The following is a 25605-nucleotide window of genomic DNA, read 5'->3' as shown; positions in this document are numbered from 1 at the left end:
GTTTACTGTTCAACGATTTTTGCCATCTTTTTCCATGTTTTATCCTCTGCATAATTCCTTTTTGCCCCTCTGGGTACAGAGACGATACAGGTAGCCGTTACAACATTTTTGAATGAACTGCTACTGATGGAAGGAGGTATGGGTGAACTGAATGCAATCTCGCGTAATGAGGCGCATTTTGCAAAAGCATTACCGCCAATTTTCTTTAATGCTGCAGGGAATTCTATACGTGCCAATCCGCTACACTCGCGGAAGGCCGCGCTACCTATCTCTGTGCAAGCGGCAGGGATAATCATTGTAGTTAGTGAAGAACACTTCTCAAAAGCATTGTCTCCGACCTCTGAACAGGATATAGGCAGGTCGATAGCATAGAGCGAACTGCACTGCTCGAAGGCATTGTCACCTACGCCTTTGATAGAGACTGGGAGCAGTATCACACGTAATGAGTGGCAGTTGCGGAATACTCTGTCATCCAATTTATCTACAAAGCCCTCAATATTGACGCTGTCAAGTGAGATACAATTCTCAAAGACACCGCGTCCCATTTTTTTTGTGAGTTTGGGAAGATAGATGTTCTTCAGACTGGAGCATTGGTTGAAAGCTTCATCGTCAATCCTTGCCAAAGAAGCAGGTAACTTGATGATTTCTATAGATTTGCAATCAGCAAAAGCTCGCTTGCCAATGGTTCGGATACCATCTGGGAGAGTCACGGATGACAGACTGGTACAGCCGGAGAATGATTCCGCGCTGATGGTAGGCAGGTTGCCGTCTATGCTAATTTCTTTTAGATTAAGACAGTTCTGAAAAGCGCCTGGTCCCATACGTTTAAGATTGTCAACTTTGAAATTCTCAAGACTGCTGCAGCCCTTGAATGCCTCACTGCTGATGGCTGTAACCACGTTGAGTTGAATTTCGCGCAAGCTTTGGCAATCTTCGAATGCGTTGACATTAATTTCTGTGAGCACCTCTGGGAGTTCAGCAGTCTCCATGGCTGTACAACCTTTGAAAGCTTCACTTCCTATATAGGTTACAGATTGTGGCAGCGTGATACTTTTCAGATGTTCGCAACCTGAGAACAGGTTATTGTTGACACGTTTTATCTGTCCTTCTATATTGACAGTCTCCAGTGACTTACAATTATTAAAGGCAAATGCGTCGATATTCGTTACAAGTTCAGGTATATCTACGCAGGTGAGTGAGGCACAACCATCGAATGCGTGGCCTTGAAGAGACTCCAAACTCGCTGGAATCGTGATATCAGTCAAGTTCTGACAACCACTGAAAGCATACTCTCCGATTAATTTTAGCGTTTCTGGCAACTCTACGACTTTCAGATTGATACATCCACTGAAACAGCTTCGGCCTATCTCTGTCAACGAGGCAGGCAGGACAACACGCTCCAGATCTTTGCAGTTCAAAAACATTGCCGCGGGGAGTGCTCCTGCGCGCATACGGATAGCACCTTTAGACTCAGGGATACTGGCCTCTGAGAGGTCGAGCGCCAAGAGATGATGATTACTAGCACGCTTTGGTTTTACACCTCGTCCGGCAATAGTCTGCAATAGCCTGAGGTCACTGGTATTTAGTGGACCGCAAACCTTCAGTTCTGACATAGAAAAACGAATATCGTCCGTCAGTTTACCTGCCAGTTGTCCTACGGAATCAACTTTTACGGTAAGCTGTTGTGCTGCGCAATATGACAATTGGCAGGTCACCAATAGTATGCTTAACAGAAATCGTTTCATGTGATACTTTTTATTTTGCCGTTTCCAATGAACTGCGTTTCGAACGGTGATAACTACGATAGTCATCCAATTCTATCTCTACATTTGGCTCTTCTAGGGCGCCTTCATGCGGAAGATGGAATTTCAGATATTTGATGTTCAGTCCGCGTGCTAACCACATGGACTCATAATAGGTCTGGATAGAGGCAGCTTCAGCAAAAGCCTGATTTTCTTGCTTGTAGAGATCGTCAGTCCTTAAATCAACTGGCAGATGATTATGGTCCACCATATAGTTGGTGTAGGTAGCCAGGAAATTGGAGTCTGTCTTAAGATGAATGATTCCGTTGTCTGTGAGGAAACGACGGTAACGCTCCATGAAGTATGTGCTGCTCAGACGTTTACGTGGGTTCTTCATCTGCGGGTCGCTGAAAGTGAGCCAAATCTCCTGCACCTCATCTGGAGCAAAGAAACGGTCGATAATCTCAATGTTAGTGCGTAGAAATGCCACGTTTTTCAGGCCTTCTTGAGTAGCCTGTGTCGCACCTGTCCACATGCGTGCTCCTTTGATGTCAACGCCAATGAAGTTTATTTGCGGATAGCGCTTTGCCAATCCTACGGTGTATTCTCCCTTTCCGCATCCCAGTTCGAGTACGATAGGGTTGTTGTTCTTAAAATATTGCTCGCGCCAGTGTCCGCGCATGGCAAACGGCACATCGCTCACTACCGAATAAGGGTATTGAAAGACGTTCTCGTATGTTTCCATGTCGGCAAACTTAGCCAATTTTCCTTTACTCATATGTTTATTTTTGCGCAAAGTTACCTATTTTCTACTAATTATGACCTCGTTTTTTGATTTTTTTATTAAAATAATTTGTTGATATGCTATATATTGCTGTTTTTTTACTATATTTGTAGCCGAGATAAAGTAAATTAGATGTCTAACTAAAAACAAAACAACTATGAAAAAGTATGTGTGTAATGTGTGCGGTTACGTGTATGACCCAGCTGTAGGTGATCCTGATAGCGGAATTCCCGCTGGTTCTGCATTTGAAGATCTTCCTGATGATTGGGCTTGTCCTGTTTGCGGTGTAAGTAAAGAAGACTTTAGTCCAGAGGAATAAATGGCAATGAAGATAGTCATTTTAGATGGTTACTCGGCCCAGCCAGGAGATTTATCTTGGCTGGGTCTTGAGAATTTAGGCACATTGATGGTCTATGACCGTACTGCGCCTGAACAGACTGTAGAGCGGGCTAAAGACGCAGAGATAGTGCTTACTAATAAAGTTGTTATCAGTAAGGAGGTGATAGCCCAGTTACCGCTTTTGAAATATGTCGGAGTATTGGCTACAGGTTATAATGTGGTAGATATTGAAGCGGCCCGTGAACGTGGCATCGTGGTGACGAATGTACCCGCTTATAGTACGGAGAGCGTTGCCCAGATGGTATTTGCTCATTTGCTTACTGTGATGAATCGCACAGAGCATTACGCTCTTCAGAATCGTCATGGTCGCTGGAGTGCTAATCCTGATTTCTGTTATTGGGATACGGAGTTGACAGAGTTGGCTGGTAAGACCTTTGGTATTGTGGGACTGGGTAATATTGGCCGTCGTGTAGCTCAGATTGCTATTGCGTTTGGAATGAAGGTACAGGCGCTGACGAGTAAGTCGGAAACAGAGCTGCCTGATGGTGTCTCGAAAGTAGATCTCGATACGTTGTTGGCTACTTCTGATGTATTGTCCTTACACTGCCCTCTGACTGACAGTACTCGTCATCTCGTAAATAAAGAGACACTTAGCAAAATGAAACCTTCTGCTGTTATTATCAACACCGGTCGTGGACCGTTGGTTGATGATGGGGCTGTGGCTAATGCTCTTGAAAGTGGACGTCTTTATGCTTTTTGCGCTGATGTGCTTACGAATGAACCGCCGAGTATGTCAAATCCACTTTTGATGCAGCCAAATGCGTATATCACCCCTCATATAGCATGGGCAACGAAAGAGGCGAGGGTACGTTTGATACAAGTCGCGACTGATAATGTGCGTTGTTTTTTGAATGGCAACCCTCAGAATGTTGTGTCATCATAATAATGTGGATAATTGTGAATCGAGAAAGGCCGTATTGCTCGAAGCAATACGGCCTTTCTCTTATAGCAATACGGCAATTCTATTCTAATCAGATGCCAAGGAGTCGCATCACCTTTTGTGTATTTCTGCTGCGGGTTGCATCAGAAATAAGGAAGAGATCTATGAGCCACCAGATATCGCAACCGCCACAGGTTAGTAGTTTTCCTATGCCGATGCCTATATCACCTATGTAAAAGCGACTAATTCCATGGATTTGGATAAAAAACTCGCAAATTGAGATGATGAAGGCTGTTTGCGGGTCTTTCAAGTCACAGAAAGCAGTAATAGCGGTAGAACGATCAAGTTCCAATAGTCTTTCTTTTATCATCGGGATGTATTCTGGAGATAGTTTAGAAGAATACAGCAAGATGATTTGTTCTGCGTCTCTTAATTCCATCGTATATTCGGTCGAAAAAGCATCGAAGGGCAATGTGTTGCCCTTCGATTAATTATTAAATTGATGATAGAACCTTTTGGGCATTGTACTTTCTTGTACGACTGCCAGCGGTGAAAATGTCGATAATTGTCCAAATGCCACAACCGCCGCAGGTCAGGAGTTTCGCAATACCTAAACCAGTATCGCCAAGCATGAAACGGTCAACACCGAGACCTCCGAGGAACCATGCGATAAAGGTCATCAGGGTGCCACCCTTCAGGTTTGAGAATGCAGCCTGAGCTACACCTTCATCAACATTTTCCAAACGCTCACGAATCTGAGGAATGAATTCTGAGGCAAGCTTGTCACAGTTCATGTCAATTAGCTGATCAATCTGTTCTTTTGTCATAGCGTAATACTTTTAAGGGTTAATAAAATATGAATTAGATATGTAAAATATTCCGGATAATAAACCAGCTTGGTGCAAGGATTATCATGATTGTTGAAATAACACGCCCTTCAATAATACTGTTCCAGCGTTTTTTTCTTTCGCCTATGAGAATAAATCTCTCTATTCCGAATAATAATAAATAAGGAATGAGAACAATTAGCATGTAATTGTATTGTATTGCCTCAAGGAAGTTACCGTGCATAAAAGCATGCAGGAATCTTTGCATACCACATCCTGGACAGCTCAATCCCGTTACAGCGTGGAAAATGCATTTTGGAGCGTATTCCGTTTCAACTGGATTGAAAAGGTAAAGCAGCGTCAGCACGACTACTGTCGCTGCTATACCCAGTATTAAAGGCAATCCTTTTTTGATGGTCATTATATTTAATGCTGCATGGCCTCGGCAATGCCTGTTATGCCATAAATAAGCATGTAAATAATGCTTGTGATGAAGCCTATTGCCAACAGAATAGAACTGATGATATTCAGCGTCTTAGCTGTCTTAGAGGCATCCTGTGCTAATATGGCAGATGATTCGCCCATCATGTTGTATTTGTTGACGTCATTTGACTTCATGAGGGCGATAATTGACAACACAAGACTGACAATACCCGTACATGAACAGCAAAAGAGGATAGATACCACTAAGTTTACTATAGACCAAACCTTGTAGTCGTTGGGCTGTGGTACAAATGTATTTTCTTGATTGTTGTATTCCATAATGACTGTTTTAATGGTTATTACTCAATGACTACATTTGTCCAACCGTGCTTATCTTCAATCTCGCCATACTGGATGCCACGCAGAGTGTCATACAGCTTCTTGGAGATTGGACCAGGCTGATCGCCGAATGAATAGCGCTTGCCCGTATCAAGGTCATCTATATATGAAATAGGTGAGATAACTGCTGCTGTTCCGCATGCACCAGCCTCCTCGAAAGTTTCCAGTTCCTCTTCAGGAATCTGGCGACGCTCAACCTTCAGGCCTAAGTCTTCAGCCACCTGCATCAGTGAACGGTTGGTGATAGAGGGTAGGATAGAGGTTGACTTTGGTGTCACGTATGTGTTGTTCTTAATACCAAAGAAGTTGGCAGCGCCGCACTCGTCGATGTATTTCTTTTCCTTGGCATCCAGATAGAACTCGCAAGCATAACCCTTCTCATGAGCCAGATTGTTGGCAAAGAGACTGGCTGCATAGTTTCCACCTACCTTATATTTACCTGTACCCAAAGGAGCACTGCGGTCATAATCACGAACGATGACGTATGGATTGCTTGAGAAACCACCCTTGAAGTATGGGCCTACGGGTGTTACGAAAATCAGGAAGCAATACTCCTTGGCGGGATGTACGCCTACCTGTGCGCTAGTACCAATCAGCAGAGGACGGATATACAGTGTAGCACCACTCTCATAGGTGGGAATCCACTCCTGATTCAGACGAACTACTTTGTTAACCATCTCGGTGAACAGTTCTGTGGGAACCTCGGGCATCATGATACCACGACAGGTTGACTGCAGGCGCTCAGCGTTGTCCTTTACGCGGAATGTGCGTACCTTACCGTCTTTACAGCGGTATGCCTTCAAACCTTCGAAAGCCTCCTGTCCGTAGTGCAGACAGGTTGCTGCCATATGCAGCTTCAGATACTCGTCAGAACATACTTCAATTTCTCCCCACTTTCCGTCGCGATAATAGCAACGGACATTGTAATCGGTCGGCCTGTAGCCGAAGGAAAGGTTTTTCCAGTCTAGGTCTTTCATTTTCTCCTATTTAGTTTATGATTTTAGTGCAAAGATAGGCATATTTCTTATAACTTGCAAGTTTTTCTATCTTTTTTCTAAAATTTTCTTGATTTCTGAATCTGTTTTGTATAATTTCTCTTTACATTGTGTAATGAGTTGTTGTGCCAACGTCAGTTTATCGGCCAGTTGGTCGATGCTATAGCTGCCGGCTTCCATCTGTCGGACGATATCCTCCAGTTGTTTCAGTGATTCTTCGTAGGTCATTTTACTATAGATATGATTGTGCCTTGTTCCAGGCGGGTTTCTAATTCTGTTCCAGGTTTCACTTCTGCGGCATTCCGTAGTAGATGTCCGTTGTGTAAGGTGATGCTGTAGCCGCGTTTCAACAGTAGGGCTGGGTCAAGTGCTTTTGCTCTCTGCTCCAGCATTTCCAACTTATGTTGCTCGCGCTCTAAAAGGTGGAAAATGAGTGGTGAGAGATAAGAGGACAGTTTGTCGATACGTGCTTCTTCGCGTGTCTTTAACAGTGAGAAGAATGTGTTGATACGCTCACCACAAGTGTCAATGCGCAGAGCGGTGCTGTCTAGATGAGAAATGAGCAGTTGCGCAGCTGCAGTAGGTGTCTTCACTCGCGTGTTGCTCACCATATCAAGGATGGATTCATCGCGGTCGTGTCCAATGCCTGTGATGATGGGCAGGGGGTATTGGGCTACGTTTTCTGCTAATTGCAGGGCATCGAAGCCCGACAGGTCTGCTGTAGCACCACCCCCTCGTATAATCACGACGCAATCAAAGGCAGATGTCTGTTGATTCGCGCATGAATTGTAAATGGCATTGAGTGCCTGGATAATGCTCTCTTCTACCTGTTCACCTTGCATGATAGCGGGAAAGAGCTGGGTATGGAAATCATAAGGCGAGTCGGCCAGTTGGTTGACAAAGTCACCATAGCCAGCAGCAGACTGACTGGAGATGACAGCGATATTGAGGCAAAAAAGCGGTAGTGTCAGATCTTTCTGCAGGTCAAAGATGCCCTCTTCTTTGAGTTGACGGATGATTTCCTGTCTGCGTCGTGCCATATCGCCCAATGTGAAGGTGGGGTCGATATCGGTGATAATCCAAGAAAAACCGTATGCTTCATGAAACTGGGGATAAACTTGTAGCCTCACTTTCAGTCCGGCATGAAGTGGCTGACCTGTGGTTCGTTCGAAATAAGGACCTATCATACCCCATGTGCTTTGCCAGCATTTGGCTGAGGCTCGCGCTATGGGCGTGTTGCTATGTTCTTCTTTCTGAATGAGTTCCATAAAACAATGGCCTCTGTTCTCTCTGCATTCAGATAGTTCTGCTTCGACCCAGTATTCTTGGTTCATGGTGTGCTCAATGGACTGGCGCACCATGCTGTTGAGCTCTAAGAGTGAATAAGCGTCCATGATATATCGTGGAATTAATGGGTTCGGTTGTTGTTATAAGCCTGACGGAAATTAGGAATACCATAGCCCAGAATGTTGGTTGGCTCATGATATTGATTGGCACTGCGTCGTACAATCTCCATGATTTCTGATGCGGTTTTCTCTGGTAGTGCTTGCCATAAACATGCCACCAATCCGCAGATCAGCGGAGTCGAAAACGATGTTCCCATGTCGTGTACCAATGTGCCTCTTCCTGATAGTAATACGGTGGGGGCGCCTTGTGCTACTACATCGGGCTTGATACGTCCGTCTTGAGACGGGCCAATGCTTGAGAATGCAGCCAAAAGGCGGTTCCTGTCAATAGCTCCAACAGTCAGGATGTTGTGAGCATCTGCAGGTACACTGATCTTCTTCCACTGTCCCATACCAGAGTTGCCAGCGGAATTGCAGAGAATCATGCCTTTCTGAGCCAACAGGGAGGCAGAGCGTGAGATGAATGCCGTTTGTCCGTCTAAATCCTGAAGACGATAATTGCCTTGCCCGTTCTCAAAGGCATAGTAGCCCAAGGATGAATTGATGATATCGGCTCCTAATGAGTCTGCCATTTCTACAGCCATCGTCCAATAGTCCTCTTCTACAGGCTGTTCGGTGAGTGGGTCCTCACACCGCAATAGCCAGTAGGAGGCTTCTGGTGCAGTGCCAATAGTGACCTCTGGCGCATAGGCTGCCATTGCGGAAAGAACCTTTGTTCCGTGGTCAATGCTCTCAAATGCGCCATATTTTTTGTCTTCTCGTGGCTTAATGAAATCGTGCGTGCCAAGGATATTGGTTCTTTTAAAGGCAGGGATGCGTTTATAGTTCTGAAAACCACCGTCTAGTACGGCAATGGTAATGCCTTTACCTCTGTATCCCATCTCATGCAGAAAGATACCTTCCAACGTTTCAATTTGCTGACGGGCCATGCCGTATGGGTCGTTTTTCACGGAGTCCCAGCGATTGAAGTCCTCGTGCACATTCCAACGGATGTCTCCTGGGTGTTCGATTGAGTCGGGTGAGACAAATACGCATGTGCTCTTCCTGACGATAGACAGTGTGTCGAGGCTAGCCAACAACAGTGAGTCGGAAGAACTTGCGAGTATTGTGTTCTGCCATCTGCTAGTACCAATAATGTGAATTCCTTTTCTGTGGAATTGCCTGATATACTGTTTGCATACGGGCAGGTCAGTGGAATCAACGCTCAGGCCTTGGCGTTGACGTCTCTCCAGACTTTTCTGGGACAGGAATTGTAAGGGTTGGTCCAACGTAAATTCCGTTGACGCTTTGTCAATGAGCGCATAGCGGTAGATGAAGGTCTTTTTTCCTGGATATTTTATTTTTGCTGCAAACATCGTAAAGCTCCATAGGAGTACGATTAGAAAGCATGTCGTTTGTTTCATGATGTGTCATCTTATCGGTTGCAAACTTACATAAAATTTTTGAAACAGCCAAATCTTTGTTGTAAGTTTTGGTTGTGTCAGAAAAAAACATTACCTTTGCAACTTGAATTATGGATAATAAACAGAAAGCATTAGAACTAGGTCAGAAGCCTGTTGGGCAATTGTTGTGGCAGTATGCCTTGCCTGCAATGGTGGCAATGGTGGCCAGTTCGCTGTATAATATCATCGACCGTTCGGTTATCGGACAAGTGGTAGGCCCTGAGGCTATCGCTGGTCTGGGTATCACTTTCCCCTTTATGAATCTGGGTGCTGCTTTTGGCGCAGCCGTAGGTGTGGGCGCATCAACGTGTATCAGTGTGAAATTAGGGCAGCGTGATTATGCTACTGCTCAGCATCTGCTTGGTAATACGGTAACGCTGAATACCATTGTGGGCTTCCTGTTCATGGCAGTCAGCCTGATATTCCTTGATCCGATTCTTCGTTTCTTTGGTGCGTCTGATGTTACATTGCCTTATGCCCGTGAGTTCATGCAGGTCATCCTCTTGGGAAATATGGTGACCCACATGTATTTCGGTATGAATGCCGTACTTCGTGCGGCGGGAAAACCGCGCCATGCTATGTATGCTACGTTATTTACCGTAGGGTGTAACATCGTGCTGGTCATGGCTTTTGTTTGGTTGTTCCGCTGGGGCATTCGAGGAGCTGCTTTGGCAACAGTGGTATCGCAGTCTTTTGCACTTTGCTGGCAGATGTGGATACTTAGTGACAAGCGTGAACTGCTTCATCTGAAACGGGGTATTTATCGCTTGAAGGCTGACCTGGTACGAAATATTATAGCTATTGGCGTATCTCCATTCCTGATGCAAAGCACCTCGTGTGTCATCGTGATTTTCATGAACAACCAGTTCGTGCGTTATGGCGGCGATATGGCTGTGGGTGCATATTCTATAGCTAACTCAATGGTCATGGTGTTCTTTATGTTCGTGATGGGCGTTACGCAGGGAATGCAGCCCATTGTGGGGTATAACTATGGAGCACAGAAGTCTGACCGCATGATGCGCTGCTTGTGGCTGTCTATCGCTGTGGCTACCTCTATACTGCTGTGCGGATGGGCACTGTCAATGTTATTCCCCAGAGAGATGGCTCGCATCTTTACCACCGATCCTGTGTTGCTTGAAATGGCTGCTCATGGTATCGTGCTTGACATGTTGGTGTTCTTCGTGGTGGGCTCGCAGGCTGTCATCACTAATTTCTTCCAGTGTATTGGTAAGGTGAAAATCAGTATATTCCTATCGCTGGCGCGCCAACTCATCTTCCTATTACCCATGGCCTATATCTTTCCGCTGTTCTGGGATCTTGATGGCGTGTGGTATGCAATGCCTGCCAGTGACTTTATCGCATTTTCCTTTACTATCCCCATATTGATATGGCATATTCGTAAATTCAAGTCTTATGGACAAAAAGATAATCATTAACATTGGTCGTCAGGTGTGTGCTGGCGGATTGGAAATCGGAAAGCTACTGGCTGATGAGTTCCAAGCCAAATACTATGACCGCGAACTGCTGAATCTGGCTGCTAAGGAAAGCGGATTTTCAGAGGAGTTCTTTAAACAGAGCGATGAGCGAAAGGGCTTCTTGCGTTCGTTCTTCCACTTGTCCTATGGAAATAGCTGGGGTGGCGGCAGTAACTTTTATCAGAGCAATTTCTCGCAGGAGAGTTTGTTTAAGTTCCAAAGTGATGCCATTATCAAGGCGGCTCAGGAAAGTTCGTGTATTTTCGTGGGACGTTGTGCCGATTATGTGTTGCGTGATTTTGATAATGTGGTCAACGTATTTATTACGGCTTCTATCGAATCAAGGGCGAATCTTTTTATGAAGGAAAAGAACGTGACGTATGATGAGGCTGTCAAACGCATTCAGCATGTAGAGAGCCGTCGTGCATCTTATTATAATTACTATACGGGAAAGCAGTGGGGACATGCATCCAGTTATGATCTCTGCATAGATTCCAGTGCCATAGGCTCAGCAGAGACCGCCCGCCTAATAGCAGAATTTGCCAGAAAGAAACTTAAACTATAATCAATCACTTATCACCTAACATCCAAATGAAAAGAATCGGCATCATCAGCGATACACACAGCTACTGGGACGATAAGTACCTGTACTATTTCGAACCTTGCGACGAGATTTGGCATGCGGGGGATATCGGCAGTGTGGAGGTGGCCGACCGTTTGGCGGAGTTCCGTCCGTTTAGGGCTGTCTGCGGTAATTGCGATGGTGGCGACCTGCGACTGATGTATCGTGAGATGAATCGTTTTAAGTGTGAGGATGTGGATGTACTTATCAAACATATAGGCGGTTATCCTGGCAACTATGATCATTCTGTGATGCGGACACTCTATACAAATCCGCCACAGTTGTTTATTGCAGGACACTCGCATATACTGAAAGTGAAATACGACCCAACACTGAAGATGCTTCATATAAATCCAGGGGCAGCAGGACTGCAGGGATGGCATAAGGAACGAACGTTGGTCCGACTTACTATCGACGGCTCCACGTTTAAGGATATGGAGGTGATAACCCTTGAAGATCCACGTAGAAGATGAAAGAATATGTAATTGATTTTATCACTGGCACAATAGTTGCCGCAGTTCTCACGTTAATATCATATATCGTTGGGTTTGATAAGACATGGGATGATGCAGCCCAGACCTATGGTATCTGTTTCGTGGTCTATATCGCCCTGACTTTATTTAGCAAACTAAAGAATAAAAACAAATAACATAATGAGTATGAAGAACATTGTCATTACCGGTGGTGCAGGCTTCATTGGAAGTCATGTGGTGCGCCTTTTCGTAAACAAGTATCCGGAGTATCATATTATCAATCTGGATAAACTGACCTATGCAGGTAATCTGGCTAATCTCAAGGATATTGAGAATGCACCAAACTATGAGTTCGTGAAGATGGATATCTGCGACTTTGATGCATTCTATAAATTGATGCAGGATAAAAAGGTTGATGGTATCATCCATCTGGCTGCCGAGAGTCATGTGGACCGTTCTATCAAGGATCCTTTCACTTTTGCGCGTACTAACGTGATGGGTACTCTCTCACTTCTTCAGGCTGCAAAACTCTATTGGGAGAGCCTGCCAGAGAAGTATGAAGGCAAGCGTTTCTATCATATCTCTACCGATGAGGTGTATGGCGCTCTTGAGCTGACACATCCAGAGGGTATTGAGCCTCCATTTACTACGACGGCTTCTTCTGCTGAGCATCATTTGGCTTATGGCGATAAGTTCTTCCTGGAGACTACGAAGTATAATCCTCACTCACCATATTCAGCATCAAAGGCTTCCAGTGACCATTTCGTACGTGCTTTCCACGATACTTACGGAATGCCGGTGGTGGTGACCAACTGCTCGAATAACTATGGTCCTTATCAGTTTCCAGAGAAACTGATACCTCTTTTTATTAATAACATCCGTCATCGTAAGCCTCTGCCTGTTTATGGTAAGGGCGAGAACGTGCGCGACTGGCTCTATGTGGTAGACCATGCCCGTGCTATCGATTTGATTTTCCATAAAGGAAAGATTGCCGACACCTATAATATCGGTGGATTTAATGAGTGGAAGAACATAGATATCATCAAGGTGCTTATCAATACCGTAGACCGTCTCCTCGGACGTAAGGAGGGTGAGGATATGGATCTTATCACATACGTTACCGACCGTGCCGGTCACGACCTGCGTTATGCTATCGATTCGTCCAAGTTGCAGCGTGAGCTTGGTTGGGAACCCTCTCTCCAGTTTGAGGAAGGTATCGAGAAAACCGTTCGTTGGTATCTTGACAACCAGGAGTGGCTGGATAATGTAACTAGCGGTGACTATCAGAAGTATTACGATAATATGTATAAGGATAGATAAAAGGAAATGGTATATTCCCAATTTAATACAAAGTATATTTACACGACGTTCGTATTGATAGCATTGGGTGTGCTGTCATCGATAGGCGTTTCCTTGTTTAAGGAGGAGATGCTTGTGCCAATGTTACTTGTTATGGGGATATTTACATTCTTTTTCTTTGCATTCTTCCTGTTATCTTTAAAGCGCATAACTATATTAAATGACGGTTTTGAAATCCATAGTGTTTTGCTGCCATTTAGTAAGCAATTCTATCGCTTCGCAGAGTTCGACTATTCTGAAAAGCTGCAAACGAGCAGCGGAGAAGTGCTGTGGCTTATAAAGGACGGTAGGAGAGTGGTAAGTTTCTCTTCAGCTATATATAAGAACTACACGCAACTTTGTCAAGCCATTGGCGTGCAGACAAAAGAACATTTCTCTGGTCGTGACAATGCAGAAGTCGTTTCAGAGTATAACAAGGTTCACCTGTATGGGGGACTAGGCTTTGGCTCGTTTTCCGTAGCTGTTATGGCACTTATGTCTGTGGGGCCATACTGCGATGGCAAAGTTGTTTCTTTAGGTATATTCTTCTTTTCCATCTTCGGGATATTGCTCTTTGGCGGACTGACGCGGGCTTATCTTTTCTCTTATCAGAATATCACGGTATGGCGAGGACAAGTGGAAGTGCGTCGTTTGTTATGGCCATTTCGGGTGAAGTACTATCTGTTGGATGATTTTGATGGTTGTTATGATGTGATTATCAAGAGCGACGGGCAAATGGGATCTAAAGATGAAGAACTACGTTGGCTCGTCAAAAATGAGAAGGTAGTCCTCGAGATAGGAGAATGGGAATATAGGAATTTTGAGGCGCTGAGAAATGCAATGCGGATACAGTTATTGGGACGTTTGGAACTTTCGTATATCCAAGCAATGAAGTATAGTTTAGGAAAAACCATTCAATTATGAAGAAGATATTATTGTTAGGCTCAGGAGAACTGGGCAAGGAGTTCGTAATTGCCGCTATGCGTGCTGGTCAGTATGTCATTGCTTGTGATCGCTATGACAATGCACCTGCTATGCAGGTAGCCGACGAGCGTGAAGTGTTTAATATGCTTGATGGCGATGCGCTGGAGGCTGTGGTGAAAAAACATCAGCCTGACATCATCGTACCTGAGATTGAGGCTATCCGTACCGAACGTCTTTTCCAGTTAGAGGAACAGGGCATTCAGGTTGTTCCTTCTGCCCGTGCTGTGAATTTCACGATGAACCGTCGTGCAATTCGCGATTTGGCATCAAAGGAATTGGGCTTGCGTACGGCAAAATATTTTTATGCTAAGACATTTGATGAGTTCAAGGCTGCTGCCGATGAGATTGGCTTCCCCTGTGTAGTGAAACCATTGATGTCGTCAAGTGGTCATGGACAGAGTTATGTTCATAACGATGATGAACTGGAACAGGCTTTCCGCGAGGCAATGGAAGGCAGTCGTGGTGATGTAAAGGAAGTGATTATCGAAGAGTTTATCGACTTCGATTCAGAGTTCACCTTGCTCACCGTTACTCAGAAGAATGGATGGCCTACATTGTTCTGTCCTCCTATCGGACATGTTCAGAAATCGGGCGACTACCGTGAATCATGGCAGCCATATAAGATTTCTGATGAGGCTTTGAAACAGGCTCAGATGATGGCTGATAAGGTAACGAAAGCCCTGACGGGAGCCGGAATTTGGGGCGTAGAGTTCTTCCTTACCAAACAGGGAGAGGTTATCTTCAGCGAACTGTCACCCCGTCCACATGATACCGGTATGGTGACATTGGGTCATACTACCAATCTCTCTGAGTTTGAACTGCATTTCCGTGCCGTGATGGGGCTGCCTATTGCCGGCATCCATTTAGAGCATGCAGGTGCTTCGGCTGTTATCCTTTCTCCAAAGGAGGCTTCTACACCTGTTGACCGTTCTTTGCTCGACTATAATCTTGAGGATGCTTTGAAGGAAGATCGTACGCGTATCCGTATCTTCGGTAAACCCGAGGCTCACAAAGGCCGTCGCATGGGTGTTGTCCTGTGCTATGGTGAGGTGGGTGACGATATTGATGCTTTGCGTGAAAAAGCCAAGCGTCTGGCAAAGACTGTATTAGGTACTGATCCTTATGCAAAACTTAGAGATTAGACTGATTGACTTACCCAAGATTGTTGATCCCCGGGGCAACCTCACCGTTGCCGAGGGGAACGACAAGGTGCCGTTTGATATCAAACGGGCCTATTGGGTCTATGATGTCCCCGCTGGCGAAAGTCGTGGTGGGCATGCTCATAAGCGACTCAAACAGTTGATCGTGGCATTAAGCGGTTCTTTTCATGTCACCCTCGATAATGGTTTTGAACGAAAGACAGTCCTTTTGAACCATCCTTGGCAAGGTTTGCTGATTGATACGAATGTGTGGCGTACGCTCGATGATTTTTCGTCGGGAGCAGTTTGTATGGTTCTTGCTTCCGAGCATTATGAGGAAGAGGACTATATCTATGATTATGATGAATTCCTGGCGTATGTCCATCATCATGTTATGACGAAATAGCAAGTAAATGTTTGATATTATCCGATACACTCCTGATAAGGCCGATATATGGAACCGTTTCGTAGCAGAAGCTAAGAACGGAACGTTCCTTTTCGACCGTAACTATATGGATTACCATAGTGACCGCTTCAATGACCATTCTCTGATGTTCTATGAGAAAAACAGATTGCTGGCAGTTCTTCCTGGACATATCAGCGGTGATGGTTATTTCACTCATAAAGGGTTGACTTATGGTGGACTTCTGATGAGTCTCCAACTGTCAGTAGTCCAAACTATTGAACTCTTTAAGCAGTTGAACGACTATCTTCGCAGTATCGGTATCAAACGTGTCTATTATAAATGTATCCCATGGATTTATCACCGTTTTCCTGCAGAGGAAGATCTTTATGCCTTGTATCATGTTTGTAAGGCTAGAATGGTGGCAAGGGATTATTCTACGAATATCTTCCTGAGAGCCGGACTGCGCTGGGAACGTGTACGTCGCCGTGGGGTGGTGAGGGCTCAGAAGGCTGGTCTTACCGTAAGACGTTCTGACCATTACGCAGATTTCTGGAAAGTTCTTTCTGATAATCTGGGTAATAAATATGGTATCAAGCCAGTGCATTCTCTTCAGGAGATTGAGCTGCTGAGAAGTCGTTTTCCTGAGAATATCATTCTTTATGAAGCCGTGAAGGATGGGCAGGTCATAGCTGGCGTCGTGCTTTATCTCTCGTCTCAGGTTGTTCATGCACAGTATAGCTCGGCAACGCCCGAGGGAAAGAGTCTGGGAGCGATCGACCTAATCTATGAACAAATCATGCTTCACGACTATGTCAATTATCCCTATTTTGACTTCGGACGCTCCACGGAGAATCCGGATGGTAGCGGTCTTAATGAATCTCTGGCATTCCAAAAAGAGGGATTTGGCGGACGTGGTTTGTGCTATGATATCTATGAATACGACCTTTAGTTAACTGTTTATGTCATTTGTTTCTGTATCTTTCCTGCTTTTCTTGCCCATAGTTTTCTTGTTTTATTGGACTATGCAGAGACAGCTGAAGTTGCAGAATATCTGTCTGCTCATTGCCAGTTATGTGTTTTATGGTTGGTGGGATTGGCGCTTCCTCATCTTGATATTGATTACATCGCTGTCGAGTTTCTTCAGTGGACTCTATATTGAGAAAGCACGTAATAGACGGTTTTACCTTATTTCAAATATATGCTTGAATCTGGGTATTCTTGCAGTATTCAAGTATTATGGTTTCTTTGCCGACAATCTGAATCTGCTCCTGTCGCAGTTTGGTTTCTCGCTTGATATGCCTACATGGCGTATTATACTGCCAGTGGGTATTAGCTTCTATACTTTCCAGTCGCTGAGCTATTCCATTGATGTTTATCGTGGTAAACTCCCTGCCACCAGGGATGTCGTGGCTTTCTGTACTTATATTGCCTTCTTCCCGCAGTTGGTGGCAGGTCCTATTGAGCGTGCTACGAATCTATTGCCGCAGATGTTAAGCACTCGTCGCTTTGACTATGCTGAAGCTGTTGATGGCTTGCGCCGAATACTTTGGGGATTCTTTAAGAAATTAGTTGTTGCCGACAACTGTGCTCTGGCTGTGAATCAGATATGGGATGACTATACAGATGCGAATGCTATGACGCTTCTGTGTGGCATGGTGCTGTTCACTTTCCAGATATATGGTGATTTTTCCGGTTATTCTGATATTGCTATTGGTACGGCGAAACTATTCGGTATTCGTTTGATGGAGAATTTCCGTTTGCCTTATTTCTCGCGCTCTATTGGAGAGTTTTGGCGTCGCTGGCATATCTCGCTGATGACGTGGTTCCGTGATTATCTCTATATACCGCTTGGTGGCAGTAGGCTAGGGACGTATCATACCTTCCGGAATATCTTCATCGTCTTTTTGTTGAGTGGCCTGTGGCATGGCGCTAACTGGACCTTTGTCGTGTGGGGCGGCTATAATGCCGTGCTACTGGCGATGGCACGCTGGTTGTGGAAGTCAGGGGCTAATACCGATGAACGGGTAGGGGTAAGAGATCTGGTTCCTGTCTGTTTTACTTTCGCCTTAGTCGTATTGGGCTGGGTGGTGTTCCGGGCAGAGAGCTTGTCCGAAGCATCTGGATATCTGCAGCGTTTGACTATCACCCTGACATCCATGAATCTCGGAATGCCGGTCTATGGTAAGGTGGCAATCATTTATTGTCTTTTGTTGGTTGTCATAGAGTGGATACAGCGTGATCGTTTATGTCCTCTCCATTTGGACGGATGTTGGTTGGGCCGCTACCGCTGGACGCGCTGGCTGGTATATTATATTGTGTTCATGTTGATGTTCTTTGGCCGTGGAGAGGAACAGACGTTTATCTATTTCCAGTTCTGAGATGCCTATGAGAAAGTTTCTTTTCCGTGTTGTCTTTTTCCTGATTCCTGTCTTCTGTATGTTGGCGGTGATAGAATGGTATATGCGTACTATTCCTAATACTTATCGGATGAAGAACGAGTGGATGCTGCGAAATGCGCATGGTGTAAAGACACTCATACTTGGCAATTCTCATGGCTATTTTGCTTTGAAACCTTCTGCTATGGGCGATAGCATCTTTAATCTGTGTAATGTATCGCAACGTTTGGAACAGGATTATTTCTTGCTTTGTCATTATGCTGATAGGTATGATGCGCTAAAACAGGTAATCCTGGTTGCTGATAATTCTAATCTCTTTGATGTCCCAATGGAATGTGACGAGCCTGCACGCGTGACTTATTATCAGTTGTATATGGGGTATCGGGCTCATTCAATGCTTTCTCAGTATGGTTTTGAATTATCAAATGCAGGATATTTTCATCAGAAACTACGATATCATTATCAGGGACAGAGTGTTATGTGCGACAGTCTGGGGTGGGGCAATAATTATGTGGTAGCCGATCGCAACCCTGACGATTTCTTATATAAGAATGTAAGGGAACATCTTTTTGTAAATTGGGAGTACACGTATCGCAATCGGGATTACGTTGATTCCATTGCCTCTTGGTGTCAGCAGCATCAGGTGAAATTGATTCTGCTTCAGACTCCAGTATGTAAAGATTATACTCGAAAAGCTCCGGCATGGCAATTGCAATGGATTAATGCAATGACCGATAGCTGCTGTGCAAAGTATGGTTCTGTGAAATGTGATTACTCTCGTGATGCTCGTTTGAGTGATAATGATTTTTTCGATTCAGACCATCTGTCTGATCAGGGAGCGTGCAAATTCTCTGCTATTCTGGCTCACGACTTGGGACTTTAGTGTTTTTTATCTTAAAAATTGTCTCTATTTTTCTTTAAACACGTAAAAACTACGTATCTTTGCGACGTTTAACATTAGATATTATAAAATATGGATTACGAAGAAATCAACTATCGTTCTTTTTCACGTGAACGTGAATTAGAGTCATCGGCAGCTTTTTCTGTATTGATGCTGAAGACATATTTGTGGATGACAATGGCCTTGGCTATCACAGGCCTCACTGCCTATATCGTGGCAGGTAATGAGATGATTCTCAATATCTTGCTTAATTTTCGCGCCGCTATATGGATTCTGTTTATTGCAGAGATTGGCTTGGTTATATCTCTTAGCGCAGCCATTGAAAAGCTGTCGCTTACAACAGCCACACTGATGTTTATTGTCTATGCCCTCCTTAATGGCGTAACATTCTCAACATTGTTCCTGGTTTATTCACTTCCAAGCCTGGCGACGACTTTTTTTGTTACGGCAGGTACTTTTGGGGCTATGTCGGCAGTAGGCTTATTTATCAAGAAAGACCTCTCTGCTATAGGACGTATTCTTATCATGGCCCTTATTGGTATCATCATTGCTACTGTCGTAAATATCTTCTTGGCTAGCACCGGACTGGATGTTATCATCACTTATCTTGGTGTTCTTATCTTTGTAGGTCTTACGGCTTACGACACACAGAAGATTAAAAAGATGTTCCAGATGGCACCTGATGCAAGTGCCCATACTCAAAAATATGCAGTTCTTGCTGCATTGACCTTATATTTGGACTTCATCAACCTCTTCCTTTATCTGCTGAGATTTTTTGGAAACAGGAAATGATCCCCTTATATATAATAAGGTGTATAATTGCAGGTTTGTCAAATAACTCGAAAGCCTGCAATTTTTTTATGAAAAAAAGTAGTAAAATGTTTGGTGGTTCAGAAAAAAGTCGTACCTTTGCATCCGCTTTCGCCTAACAACGGGCAAGGCACTAAAGAAAGAGTTCTTTGAAAGATTTACATAGACAGAAGTAGTACAAGAAGCGAGAGTAATTTCGGTTACTCTTGGGTAGAAGAAACAAACCGTTTAATTCTTAACTTGATACTGGATAGTCGTTCTGAGACAGATATAAAAGATTGTGAAAGCAGCATTTCCTGCTTTACCAAGACTTTAGAGATAAAACATTTTACAATGAAGAGTTTGATCCTGGCTCAGGATGAACGCTAGCTACAGGCTTAACACATGCAAGTCGAGGGGCAGCGAGAAGAAAGCTTGCTTTCTTTGTCGGCGACCGGCGCACGGGTGAGTAACGCGTATCCAACCTTCCCCTTAGTAGAGAATAGCCCGGCGAAAGTCGAATTAATACTCTATGTTGTTCGTTGCGAGCATTCAAGATGAATCAAAGGTTTACCGCTAAGGGATGGGGATGCGTCTGATTAGGTTGTTGGCGGGGTAACGGCCCACCAAGCCCACGATCAGTAGGGGTTCTGAGAGGAAGGTCCCCCACATTGGAACTGAGACACGGTCCAAACTCCTACGGGAGGCAGCAGTGAGGAATATTGGTCAATGGACGGAAGTCTGAACCAGCCAAGTAGCGTGCAGGATGACGGCCCTATGGGTTGTAAACTGCTTTTGTACGGGAATAAAGTGAGGGACGTGTCCCTTTTTGTATGTACCGTAAGAATAAGGACCGGCTAATTCCGTGCCAGCAGCCGCGGTAATACGGAAGGTCCGGGCGTTATCCGGATTTATTGGGTTTAAAGGGAGCGCAGGCTGGAGATTAAGCGTGACGTGAAATGCCGCGGCTCAACCGTGGAAGTGCGTCGCGAACTGGTTTCCTTGAGTGTATTCGACGTCAGCGGAATTCGTGGTGTAGCGGTGAAATGCTTAGATATCACGAAGAACTCCGATTGCGAAGGCAGCTGGCGAGGCTATAACTGACGCTAAAGCTCGAAGGTGCGGGTATCGAACAGGATTAGATACCCTGGTAGTCCGCACGGTAAACGATGGATGCCCGCTGTATGCGATATACTGTATGCGGCCAAGCGAAAGCGTTAAGCATCCCACCTGGGGAGTACGCCGGCAACGGTGAAACTCAAAGGAATTGACGGGGGCCCGCACAAGCGGAGGAACATGTGGTTTAATTCGATGATACGCGAGGAACCTTACCCGGGCTTGAACTGCCAGCGAACGATACAGAGATGTTGAGGCCCTTCGGGGCGCTGGTGGAGGTGCTGCATGGTTGTCGTCAGCTCGTGCCGTGAGGTGTCGGCTTAAGTGCCATAACGAGCGCAACCCCTGCGACTAGTTGCCATCAGGTTATGCTGGGCACTCTGGTTGGACTGCCACCGTAAGGTGTGAGGAAGGTGGGGATGACGTCAAATCAGCACGGCCCTTACGTCCGGGGCTACACACGTGTTACAATGGGAGGTACAGAGAGATGGTGTTCCGCAAGGCGCATCTAATCCTAAAAGCCTTCCTCAGTTCGGATTGGGGTCTGCAACCCGACCCCATGAAGCTGGATTCGCTAGTAATCGCGCATCAGCCATGGCGCGGTGAATACGTTCCCGGGCCTTGTACACACCGCCCGTCAAGCCATGAAAGCCGGGGGCGCTTGAAGTCCGTGACCGCAAGGATCGGCCTAGAGCGAAACTGGTAATTGGGGCTAAGTCGTAACAAGGTAGCCGTACCGGAAGGTGCGGCTGGAACACCTCCTTTCTGGAGAGAATGACTATAAAAGGTAAAAGTGAATAGTGAAAAGTGAAAATTTGCTACCGCTTTAAGTTAAGAAGGTTAGTTTTTAACCCAAGCTTCTTTACTGCTGATGTTTATATATAAGAATAGAGAAAGATGAAGCTGAGCGTAGTAACGGCGAAGCTTGAAGCCAGTCCTATAGCTCAGTTGGTTAGAGCGCCACACTGATAATGTGGAGGTCGGCAGTTCAAGTCTGCCTGGGACTACATCCGACTCGAAAACGAAAAGTTGGGGGATTAGCTCAGTTGGCTAGAGCACCTGCTTTGCAAGCAGGGGGTCAACGGTTCGAATCCGTTATTCTCCACCAAGTACGGACGACCTCTGAAATTTAATGTTTCATGTTTAATGTTTCAAGTACAGAGATCTTTGACATATTGACACACAAGACTGTAAGTAAAGACTTTAAGAAGTCAAACTGAGTAGATTAAAAAATCTCAAAATTACAGCTGAAAGTATGAGCTATGCATTGAATGTTAATGTTTAATCATTAATGTTTAATGTATATAGGCGAAAGCAAGTTAGGGCGTCTGGTGGATGCCTTGGCTCTCGGAGGCGATGAAGGACGTGATAAGCTGCGATAAGCTCTGGGTAGATGCAAATAATCTTTGATCCAGGGATTTCCGAATGGGACAACCCAGCAGTCTGAAGGACTGTTATTCCTACAAAGGTAGGAAGGCAAACGGGGGGAACTGAAACATCTTAGTACCCTCAGGAAGAGAAAATAAACAATGATTCCCCTAGTAGTGGCGAGCGAACGGGGAAGAGCCCAAACCTGTTATGTAGCAATGCATAATGGGGGTTGTAGGACCACGCCGTGGTACTCTGATCATGAGCAGAATGTTCTGGAAAGTTCAACCATAGAAGATGAAAGTTCTGTACGCGAAGTGAAATGAGGCCTAGTGGTATCCTGAGTAACGCGGAGCACGAGGAATTCTGCGCGAATCTGCCGGGACCATCCGGTAAGGCTAAATACTCCCGAGAGACCGATAGCGAACCAGTACCGTGAGGGAAAGGTGAAAAGCACCCCTATTAGGGGAGTGAAATAGTACCTGAAACCAGTCGCCTACAAGCGGTCGGAGCTAGTTATACTAGTGACGGCGTGCCTTTTGCATAATGAACCTACGAGTTACCATGTCCGGCGAGGTTAAGCCCTTCTGGGGCGCAACCGCAGTGAAAGCGAGGCTGAAGAGGCCGCCCAAGTCGGATGGGGTAGACGCGAAACCGAGTGATCTACACATGTCCAGGATGAAGTCCCGGTAACACGGGATGGAGGTCCGCACCGATAAGCGTTGAAAAGCTTCCGGATGAGGTGTGTGTAGGAGTGAAAGGCCAATCAAACTCGGAGATAGCTCGTACTCCCCGAAAGGCATTTAGGTGCCGCGTCGGATGGTCACCGTGAGAGGTAGAGCGACCGATAGGTCAAGAGGGCTTCACCGCCTATCGAGACCTGACGAACTCCGAATGCTCACGGTCTGCAGTCCGGCAGTAAGGGGGCGGGTGCTAAGGTCCGTCCCCGAGAGGAGAAGAATCCAGACCGCCGTCTAAGGTCCCGGAATCCTGTCTGAGTTAGTCTAACGAAGTGTGGCCTCGATGACAGCTAGGATGTTGGCTTGGAAGCAGCCATTCATTCAAAGAGTGCGTAACAGCTCACTAGTCGAGAGGCCGTGCATGGATAATAATCGGGTATAAGACAGGTACCGAAGGCGCGGGATAGCATTAAAAAGTATCGGTAGGGGAGCATTCCAGCGGCGCCGAAGGTGAAGGATGACCTTCACTGGAGTTTCTGGAAAAGCAAATGTAGGTATAAGTAACGATAAGACGGGTGAGATTCCCGTCCGCCATAAGACTAAGGTTTCCCGGGCGATGTCAATCACCCCGGGGTGAGTCGGGTCCTAAGTTTAAGCCGAACGGCGAGAGCGATGGCTGACACGGTTAATATTCCGTGACTACCATACGGGGCGACGTGGTGACGGAGCAGTGACACTGCCGCGTGCTGACGGAATAGCACGTTGAAGCGTGTAGGTGCTGAGGAGTGCAGGCAAATCCACACTCCGAGCCGAACGTGACAGTACAGGGTCTTCTTCGGAAGAACTTGATAGCGCAGGTAAACATACTCCCGAGAAAAACCGCTAAGCTTAACCCGTGTGGTACCCGTACCGCAAACGGACACACGTAGTCGGGTAGAACATACTAAGGCGTTGAGAGATTCGTGGCTAAGGAACTAGGCAAACTGACCCTGTAACTTCGGGATAAAGGGTCCTCACTTTAAGTGAGGCGCAGAGAATAGGTCCAGGCAACTGTTTAACAAAAACACAGGGCTGTGCAAACTCGAAAGATGAGGTATACAGCCTGACACCTGCCCGGTGCTGGAAGGTTAAGAGGAGATGTCAGTCTTCGGATGAAGCATTGAATTGAAGCCCCAGTAAACGGCGGCCGTAACTATAACGGTCCTAAGGTAGCGAAATTCCTTGTCGGGTAAGTTCCGACCTGCACGAATGGTGTAATGATCCGGACGCTGTCTCGGCCACGATCTCAGTGAAATTGTAGTATCGGTGAAGATGCCGATTACCCGCGATGGGACGAAAAGACCCCGTGAACCTTTACTACAGCTTAGCACTGACCTTGGTCATCGGATGTGTAGGATAGGCCGGAGGCTATGAAGTGGGCGCGCCAGCGTTCATGGAGCCGCCGTTGAAATACGGCCCTTCTGCTGCCTGAGGTCTAACACGCAGTAGCGTGGACACTGTTTGGTGGGTAGTTTGACTGGGGTGGTCGCCTCCAAAAGCGTAACGGAGGCTTCCAAAGGTGCCCTCGGGCCGATTGGTAACCGGCCTTATAGAGTGTAAAGGCAAAAGGGCGCTTGACTGGGAGGCAGACATGCCGAGCAGGCAGGAAACTGGGGCTTAGTGATCCGGTGCAAGTGTATGGAAACTGCATCGCTCAAAGGATAAAAGGTACTCCGGGGATAACAGGCTGATCCCCCCCAAGAGCTCATATCGACGGGGTGGTTTGGCACCTCGATGTCGGCTCGTCACATCCTGGGGCTGGAGAAGGTCCCAAGGGTTGGGCTGTTCGCCCATTAAAGTGGCACGCGAGCTGGGTTCAGAACGTCGTGAGACAGTTCGGTCTCTATCTATCGTGGGCGTGGGAGTCTTGAGTGGATCGGACACTAGTACGAGAGGACCGTGTTTGACTGACCTCCGGTTTACCGGTTGTACCGCCAGGTGCACCGCCGGGTATCCGCGTCGGGATCGGATAAGCGCTGAAAGCATCTAAGTGCGAAGCCGGCCACAAGATGAGGGCTCCATTGAGGGTCGTCGTAGACTACGACGTTGATAGGGTGCAGGTGTAAAGACAGTGATGTCAAAGCCGAGCACTACTAATTGCCCGAAGGCTTTCGCTAAATAAGCGCATGCTTTCAACTGTGACAGTATTGACGATGAAGTTTTGTCTTCAGTCTTAGTGTGATATGTCAACCTTATACGCGGTTGTATAATTGTCAATTATCAATTGTCAATTATCAATTTAGCGAAGATATTCAGGTGGCTATTGCGGCGGGGTCCCACCTCTTCCCATTCCGAACAGAGAAGTTAAGCCCGCTTGCGCCGATGGTACTGCAATGCAATGCGGGAGAGTAGGAGGCTGCCATTTTTACTAGTAAAGACCCTGATTCAGCAATGAGTCAGGGTCTTTTTCGTGTTTGTATGCACTATTTTTTTAGGTTTCACCTTTACTGTAAACTGCTCATTTCCAGAGTGTTCCGGTGAAGCCTGATTTTGGTAGTTTCAAACTCACTGATTTTGAGATCGGAAAATAGGGACTTTGAGGTCGGAAACCATAGGTTTACGATGCCTAAGTCTATGGTTTA

The 25605-nt window shown here is 45.9% G+C and carries 24 protein-coding genes, 2 tRNA genes and 3 rRNA genes; 19 read left to right on the top strand and 10 right to left on the bottom strand.

Annotated features, from left to right (window positions below):
* Nucleotides 1-2: 2 nt before the first annotated feature.
* Together L6468_RS09520 and trmB are read right to left on the bottom strand one after the other, a co-directional pair.
* Nucleotides 3-1745 (bottom strand): leucine-rich repeat domain-containing protein, encoded by a 1743-nt coding sequence (locus tag L6468_RS09520; RefSeq protein ID WP_176756979.1) that lies wholly within the window; start codon nt 1743-1745, stop codon nt 3-5.
* 10 nt (nt 1746-1755) lie between these two features.
* Nucleotides 1756-2520, bottom strand: coding sequence for a tRNA (guanosine(46)-N7)-methyltransferase TrmB (trmB, locus tag L6468_RS09515; RefSeq protein WP_091853700.1), 765 nt, complete (start codon nt 2518-2520; stop codon nt 1756-1758).
* Nucleotides 2521-2683: 163 nt separating this feature from the next.
* On the opposite strand from trmB, the gene rd reads away from it, so the two are divergent.
* Together rd and L6468_RS09505 are read left to right on the top strand one after the other, a co-directional pair.
* On the top strand, nt 2684-2845 hold the full coding sequence (gene rd / locus L6468_RS09510) for a rubredoxin (protein WP_237793077.1): 162 nt from the start codon (nt 2684-2686) through the stop codon (nt 2843-2845).
* A 6-nt stretch (nt 2846-2851) separates the two neighbouring features.
* Nucleotides 2852-3808 carry a D-2-hydroxyacid dehydrogenase gene (locus L6468_RS09505; protein ID WP_237793076.1) on the top strand — a complete coding sequence of 319 codons (957 nt, stop codon included), beginning with the start codon at nt 2852-2854 and terminating at the stop codon, nt 3806-3808.
* Between the two features lie 88 nt (nt 3809-3896).
* Here L6468_RS09505 and L6468_RS09500 read toward each other — a convergent pair whose 3' ends face one another.
* The 8 genes from L6468_RS09500 to L6468_RS09465 all read right to left on the bottom strand — a co-directional run bounded on the left by L6468_RS09500 (nt 3897) and on the right by L6468_RS09465 (nt 9258).
* Nucleotides 3897-4244: a TM2 domain-containing protein gene (locus L6468_RS09500; protein WP_091817458.1), complete on the bottom strand. Its 348-nt coding sequence runs from the start codon at nt 4242-4244 to the stop codon at nt 3897-3899.
* 55 nt (nt 4245-4299) lie between these two features.
* A complete protein-coding gene (locus L6468_RS09495) occupies nt 4300-4632 on the bottom strand; it encodes a TM2 domain-containing protein (RefSeq protein ID WP_237793075.1) in 333 nt (110 codons plus the stop codon).
* Between the two features lie 34 nt (nt 4633-4666).
* Nucleotides 4667-5053 carry a DUF2752 domain-containing protein gene (locus L6468_RS09490; protein WP_237793074.1) on the bottom strand — a complete coding sequence of 129 codons (387 nt, stop codon included), beginning with the start codon at nt 5051-5053 and terminating at the stop codon, nt 4667-4669.
* Nucleotides 5054-5058: 5 nt separating this feature from the next.
* Entirely contained in the window at nt 5059-5394 is a 336-nt protein-coding gene (locus L6468_RS09485; protein ID WP_091817463.1) for a CD225/dispanin family protein, read from the bottom strand.
* Nucleotides 5395-5414: 20 nt separating this feature from the next.
* The gene (locus L6468_RS09480; RefSeq protein ID WP_091817466.1) at nt 5415-6431 is read right to left on the bottom strand and encodes a branched-chain amino acid aminotransferase; all 1017 of its coding nucleotides are present in this window, start codon (nt 6429-6431) and stop codon (nt 5415-5417) included.
* A 66-nt stretch (nt 6432-6497) separates the two neighbouring features.
* Nucleotides 6498-6677, bottom strand: a complete 180-nt coding sequence (gene xseB, locus L6468_RS09475; RefSeq protein WP_091817468.1) for an exodeoxyribonuclease VII small subunit — start codon at nt 6675-6677, stop codon at nt 6498-6500.
* A complete protein-coding gene (gene xseA, locus L6468_RS09470) occupies nt 6674-7843 on the bottom strand; it encodes an exodeoxyribonuclease VII large subunit (protein ID WP_091817471.1) in 1170 nt (389 codons plus the stop codon). The genes xseB and xseA overlap by 4 nt, the downstream gene beginning before the upstream one ends.
* A gap of 14 nt (nt 7844-7857) precedes the next feature.
* Nucleotides 7858-9258: a S8 family peptidase gene (locus L6468_RS09465; protein ID WP_091817473.1), complete on the bottom strand. Its 1401-nt coding sequence runs from the start codon at nt 9256-9258 to the stop codon at nt 7858-7860.
* Between the two features lie 110 nt (nt 9259-9368).
* Here L6468_RS09465 and L6468_RS09460 point away from each other — a divergent pair, with 110 nt between their 5' ends.
* From L6468_RS09460 to rrf, 17 genes are all read left to right on the top strand, one after another.
* The gene (locus L6468_RS09460) at nt 9369-10733 is read left to right on the top strand and encodes an MATE family efflux transporter (RefSeq protein WP_237793073.1); all 1365 of its coding nucleotides are present in this window, start codon (nt 9369-9371) and stop codon (nt 10731-10733) included.
* Complete coding sequence (locus L6468_RS09455; RefSeq protein WP_237793072.1) at nt 10711-11337, top strand: cytidylate kinase-like family protein; 627 nt, start codon at nt 10711-10713, stop codon at nt 11335-11337. The genes L6468_RS09460 and L6468_RS09455 overlap by 23 nt, the downstream gene beginning before the upstream one ends.
* A 26-nt stretch (nt 11338-11363) precedes the next feature.
* On the top strand, nt 11364-11867 hold the full coding sequence (locus L6468_RS09450) for a metallophosphoesterase family protein (RefSeq protein WP_091817481.1): 504 nt from the start codon (nt 11364-11366) through the stop codon (nt 11865-11867).
* On the top strand, nt 11864-12043 hold the full coding sequence (locus L6468_RS09445) for a hypothetical protein (protein WP_091817483.1): 180 nt from the start codon (nt 11864-11866) through the stop codon (nt 12041-12043). Before L6468_RS09450 ends, L6468_RS09445 begins: the two co-directional genes overlap by 4 nt.
* Nucleotides 12044-12047: 4 nt before the next feature.
* On the top strand, nt 12048-13187 hold the full coding sequence (gene rfbB / locus L6468_RS09440; RefSeq protein WP_431356536.1) for a dTDP-glucose 4,6-dehydratase: 1140 nt from the start codon (nt 12048-12050) through the stop codon (nt 13185-13187).
* A 54-nt stretch (nt 13188-13241) separates the two neighbouring features.
* Nucleotides 13242-14129 (top strand): hypothetical protein, encoded by an 888-nt coding sequence (locus L6468_RS09435; RefSeq protein ID WP_237793071.1) that lies wholly within the window; start codon nt 13242-13244, stop codon nt 14127-14129.
* Entirely contained in the window at nt 14126-15331 is a 1206-nt protein-coding gene (purT, locus tag L6468_RS09430; RefSeq protein ID WP_237793070.1) for a formate-dependent phosphoribosylglycinamide formyltransferase, read from the top strand. The genes L6468_RS09435 and purT overlap by 4 nt, the downstream gene beginning before the upstream one ends.
* Nucleotides 15312-15734, top strand: coding sequence for a sugar 3,4-ketoisomerase (locus L6468_RS09425; RefSeq protein ID WP_091817491.1), 423 nt, complete (start codon nt 15312-15314; stop codon nt 15732-15734). Before purT ends, L6468_RS09425 begins: the two co-directional genes overlap by 20 nt.
* Nucleotides 15735-15741: 7 nt before the next feature.
* On the top strand, nt 15742-16683 hold the full coding sequence (locus L6468_RS09420; RefSeq protein WP_091817493.1) for a GNAT family N-acetyltransferase: 942 nt from the start codon (nt 15742-15744) through the stop codon (nt 16681-16683).
* 10 nt (nt 16684-16693) lie between these two features.
* The gene (locus tag L6468_RS09415) at nt 16694-18112 is read left to right on the top strand and encodes an MBOAT family O-acyltransferase (protein ID WP_091817496.1); all 1419 of its coding nucleotides are present in this window, start codon (nt 16694-16696) and stop codon (nt 18110-18112) included.
* 7 nt (nt 18113-18119) lie between these two features.
* Nucleotides 18120-19013, top strand: a complete 894-nt coding sequence (locus L6468_RS09410) for a hypothetical protein (RefSeq protein WP_143005761.1) — start codon at nt 18120-18122, stop codon at nt 19011-19013.
* Nucleotides 19014-19103: 90 nt separating this feature from the next.
* Nucleotides 19104-19823 (top strand): Bax inhibitor-1/YccA family protein, encoded by a 720-nt coding sequence (locus L6468_RS09405; protein ID WP_237793069.1) that lies wholly within the window; start codon nt 19104-19106, stop codon nt 19821-19823.
* Between the two features lie 348 nt (nt 19824-20171).
* Nucleotides 20172-21701: ribosomal RNA gene (locus L6468_RS09400) — 16S ribosomal RNA — on the top strand.
* A gap of 168 nt (nt 21702-21869) precedes the next feature.
* Nucleotides 21870-21943, top strand: a tRNA-Ile gene (locus L6468_RS09395).
* A gap of 24 nt (nt 21944-21967) precedes the next feature.
* A tRNA-Ala gene (locus tag L6468_RS09390) sits at nt 21968-22044 on the top strand.
* 200 nt (nt 22045-22244) lie between these two features.
* A 23S ribosomal RNA gene (locus L6468_RS09385) occupies nt 22245-25140 on the top strand.
* Between the two features lie 135 nt (nt 25141-25275).
* Nucleotides 25276-25388, top strand: a 5S ribosomal RNA gene (gene rrf / locus L6468_RS09380).
* Together the 16S, 23S and 5S rRNA genes with 2 tRNA genes alongside form the textbook arrangement of a ribosomal RNA operon.
* The last annotated feature ends 217 nt before the right edge of the window (nt 25389-25605 follow it).

It is taken from the genome of Prevotella communis (genome assembly GCF_022024115.1).
Lineage (GTDB): Bacteria > Bacteroidota > Bacteroidia > Bacteroidales > Bacteroidaceae > Prevotella > Prevotella communis.
Note: the sequence above shows the minus strand (reverse complement) of the source record. Positions and strands in the feature narration are given on the sequence as shown.

Bases quoted from the DNA above. Each gene is read 5' to 3' on its own strand.
- L6468_RS09520 (WP_176756979.1), bottom strand. From the start codon at position 1,745: ATGAAACGATTTCTGTTAAGCATACTATTGGTGACCTGCCAATTGTCA.
- trmB (WP_091853700.1), bottom strand. From the start codon at position 2,520: ATGAGTAAAGGAAAATTGGCTAAGTTTGCCGACATGGAAACATACGAG.
- rd (WP_237793077.1), top strand. From the start codon at position 2,684: ATGAAAAAGTATGTGTGTAATGTGTGCGGTTACGTGTATGACCCAGCT.
- L6468_RS09505 (WP_237793076.1), top strand. From the start codon at position 2,852: ATGAAGATAGTCATTTTAGATGGTTACTCGGCCCAGCCAGGAGATTTA.
- L6468_RS09500 (WP_091817458.1), bottom strand. From the start codon at position 4,244: ATGGAATTAAGAGACGCAGAACAAATCATCTTGCTGTATTCTTCTAAA.
- L6468_RS09495 (WP_237793075.1), bottom strand. From the start codon at position 4,632: ATGACAAAAGAACAGATTGATCAGCTAATTGACATGAACTGTGACAAG.
- L6468_RS09490 (WP_237793074.1), bottom strand. From the start codon at position 5,053: ATGACCATCAAAAAAGGATTGCCTTTAATACTGGGTATAGCAGCGACA.
- L6468_RS09485 (WP_091817463.1), bottom strand. From the start codon at position 5,394: ATGGAATACAACAATCAAGAAAATACATTTGTACCACAGCCCAACGAC.
- L6468_RS09480 (WP_091817466.1), bottom strand. From the start codon at position 6,431: ATGAAAGACCTAGACTGGAAAAACCTTTCCTTCGGCTACAGGCCGACC.
- xseB (WP_091817468.1), bottom strand. From the start codon at position 6,677: ATGACCTACGAAGAATCACTGAAACAACTGGAGGATATCGTCCGACAG.
- xseA (WP_091817471.1), bottom strand. From the start codon at position 7,843: ATGGACGCTTATTCACTCTTAGAGCTCAACAGCATGGTGCGCCAGTCC.
- L6468_RS09465 (WP_091817473.1), bottom strand. From the start codon at position 9,258: ATGAAACAAACGACATGCTTTCTAATCGTACTCCTATGGAGCTTTACG.
- L6468_RS09460 (WP_237793073.1), top strand. From the start codon at position 9,369: ATGGATAATAAACAGAAAGCATTAGAACTAGGTCAGAAGCCTGTTGGG.
- L6468_RS09455 (WP_237793072.1), top strand. From the start codon at position 10,711: ATGGACAAAAAGATAATCATTAACATTGGTCGTCAGGTGTGTGCTGGC.
- L6468_RS09450 (WP_091817481.1), top strand. From the start codon at position 11,364: ATGAAAAGAATCGGCATCATCAGCGATACACACAGCTACTGGGACGAT.
- L6468_RS09445 (WP_091817483.1), top strand. From the start codon at position 11,864: ATGAAAGAATATGTAATTGATTTTATCACTGGCACAATAGTTGCCGCA.
- rfbB (WP_431356536.1), top strand. From the start codon at position 12,048: ATGAGTATGAAGAACATTGTCATTACCGGTGGTGCAGGCTTCATTGGA.
- purT (WP_237793070.1), top strand. From the start codon at position 14,126: ATGAAGAAGATATTATTGTTAGGCTCAGGAGAACTGGGCAAGGAGTTC.
- L6468_RS09425 (WP_091817491.1), top strand. From the start codon at position 15,312: ATGCAAAACTTAGAGATTAGACTGATTGACTTACCCAAGATTGTTGAT.
- L6468_RS09420 (WP_091817493.1), top strand. From the start codon at position 15,742: ATGTTTGATATTATCCGATACACTCCTGATAAGGCCGATATATGGAAC.
- L6468_RS09415 (WP_091817496.1), top strand. From the start codon at position 16,694: ATGTCATTTGTTTCTGTATCTTTCCTGCTTTTCTTGCCCATAGTTTTC.
- L6468_RS09410 (WP_143005761.1), top strand. From the start codon at position 18,120: ATGAGAAAGTTTCTTTTCCGTGTTGTCTTTTTCCTGATTCCTGTCTTC.
- L6468_RS09405 (WP_237793069.1), top strand. From the start codon at position 19,104: ATGGATTACGAAGAAATCAACTATCGTTCTTTTTCACGTGAACGTGAA.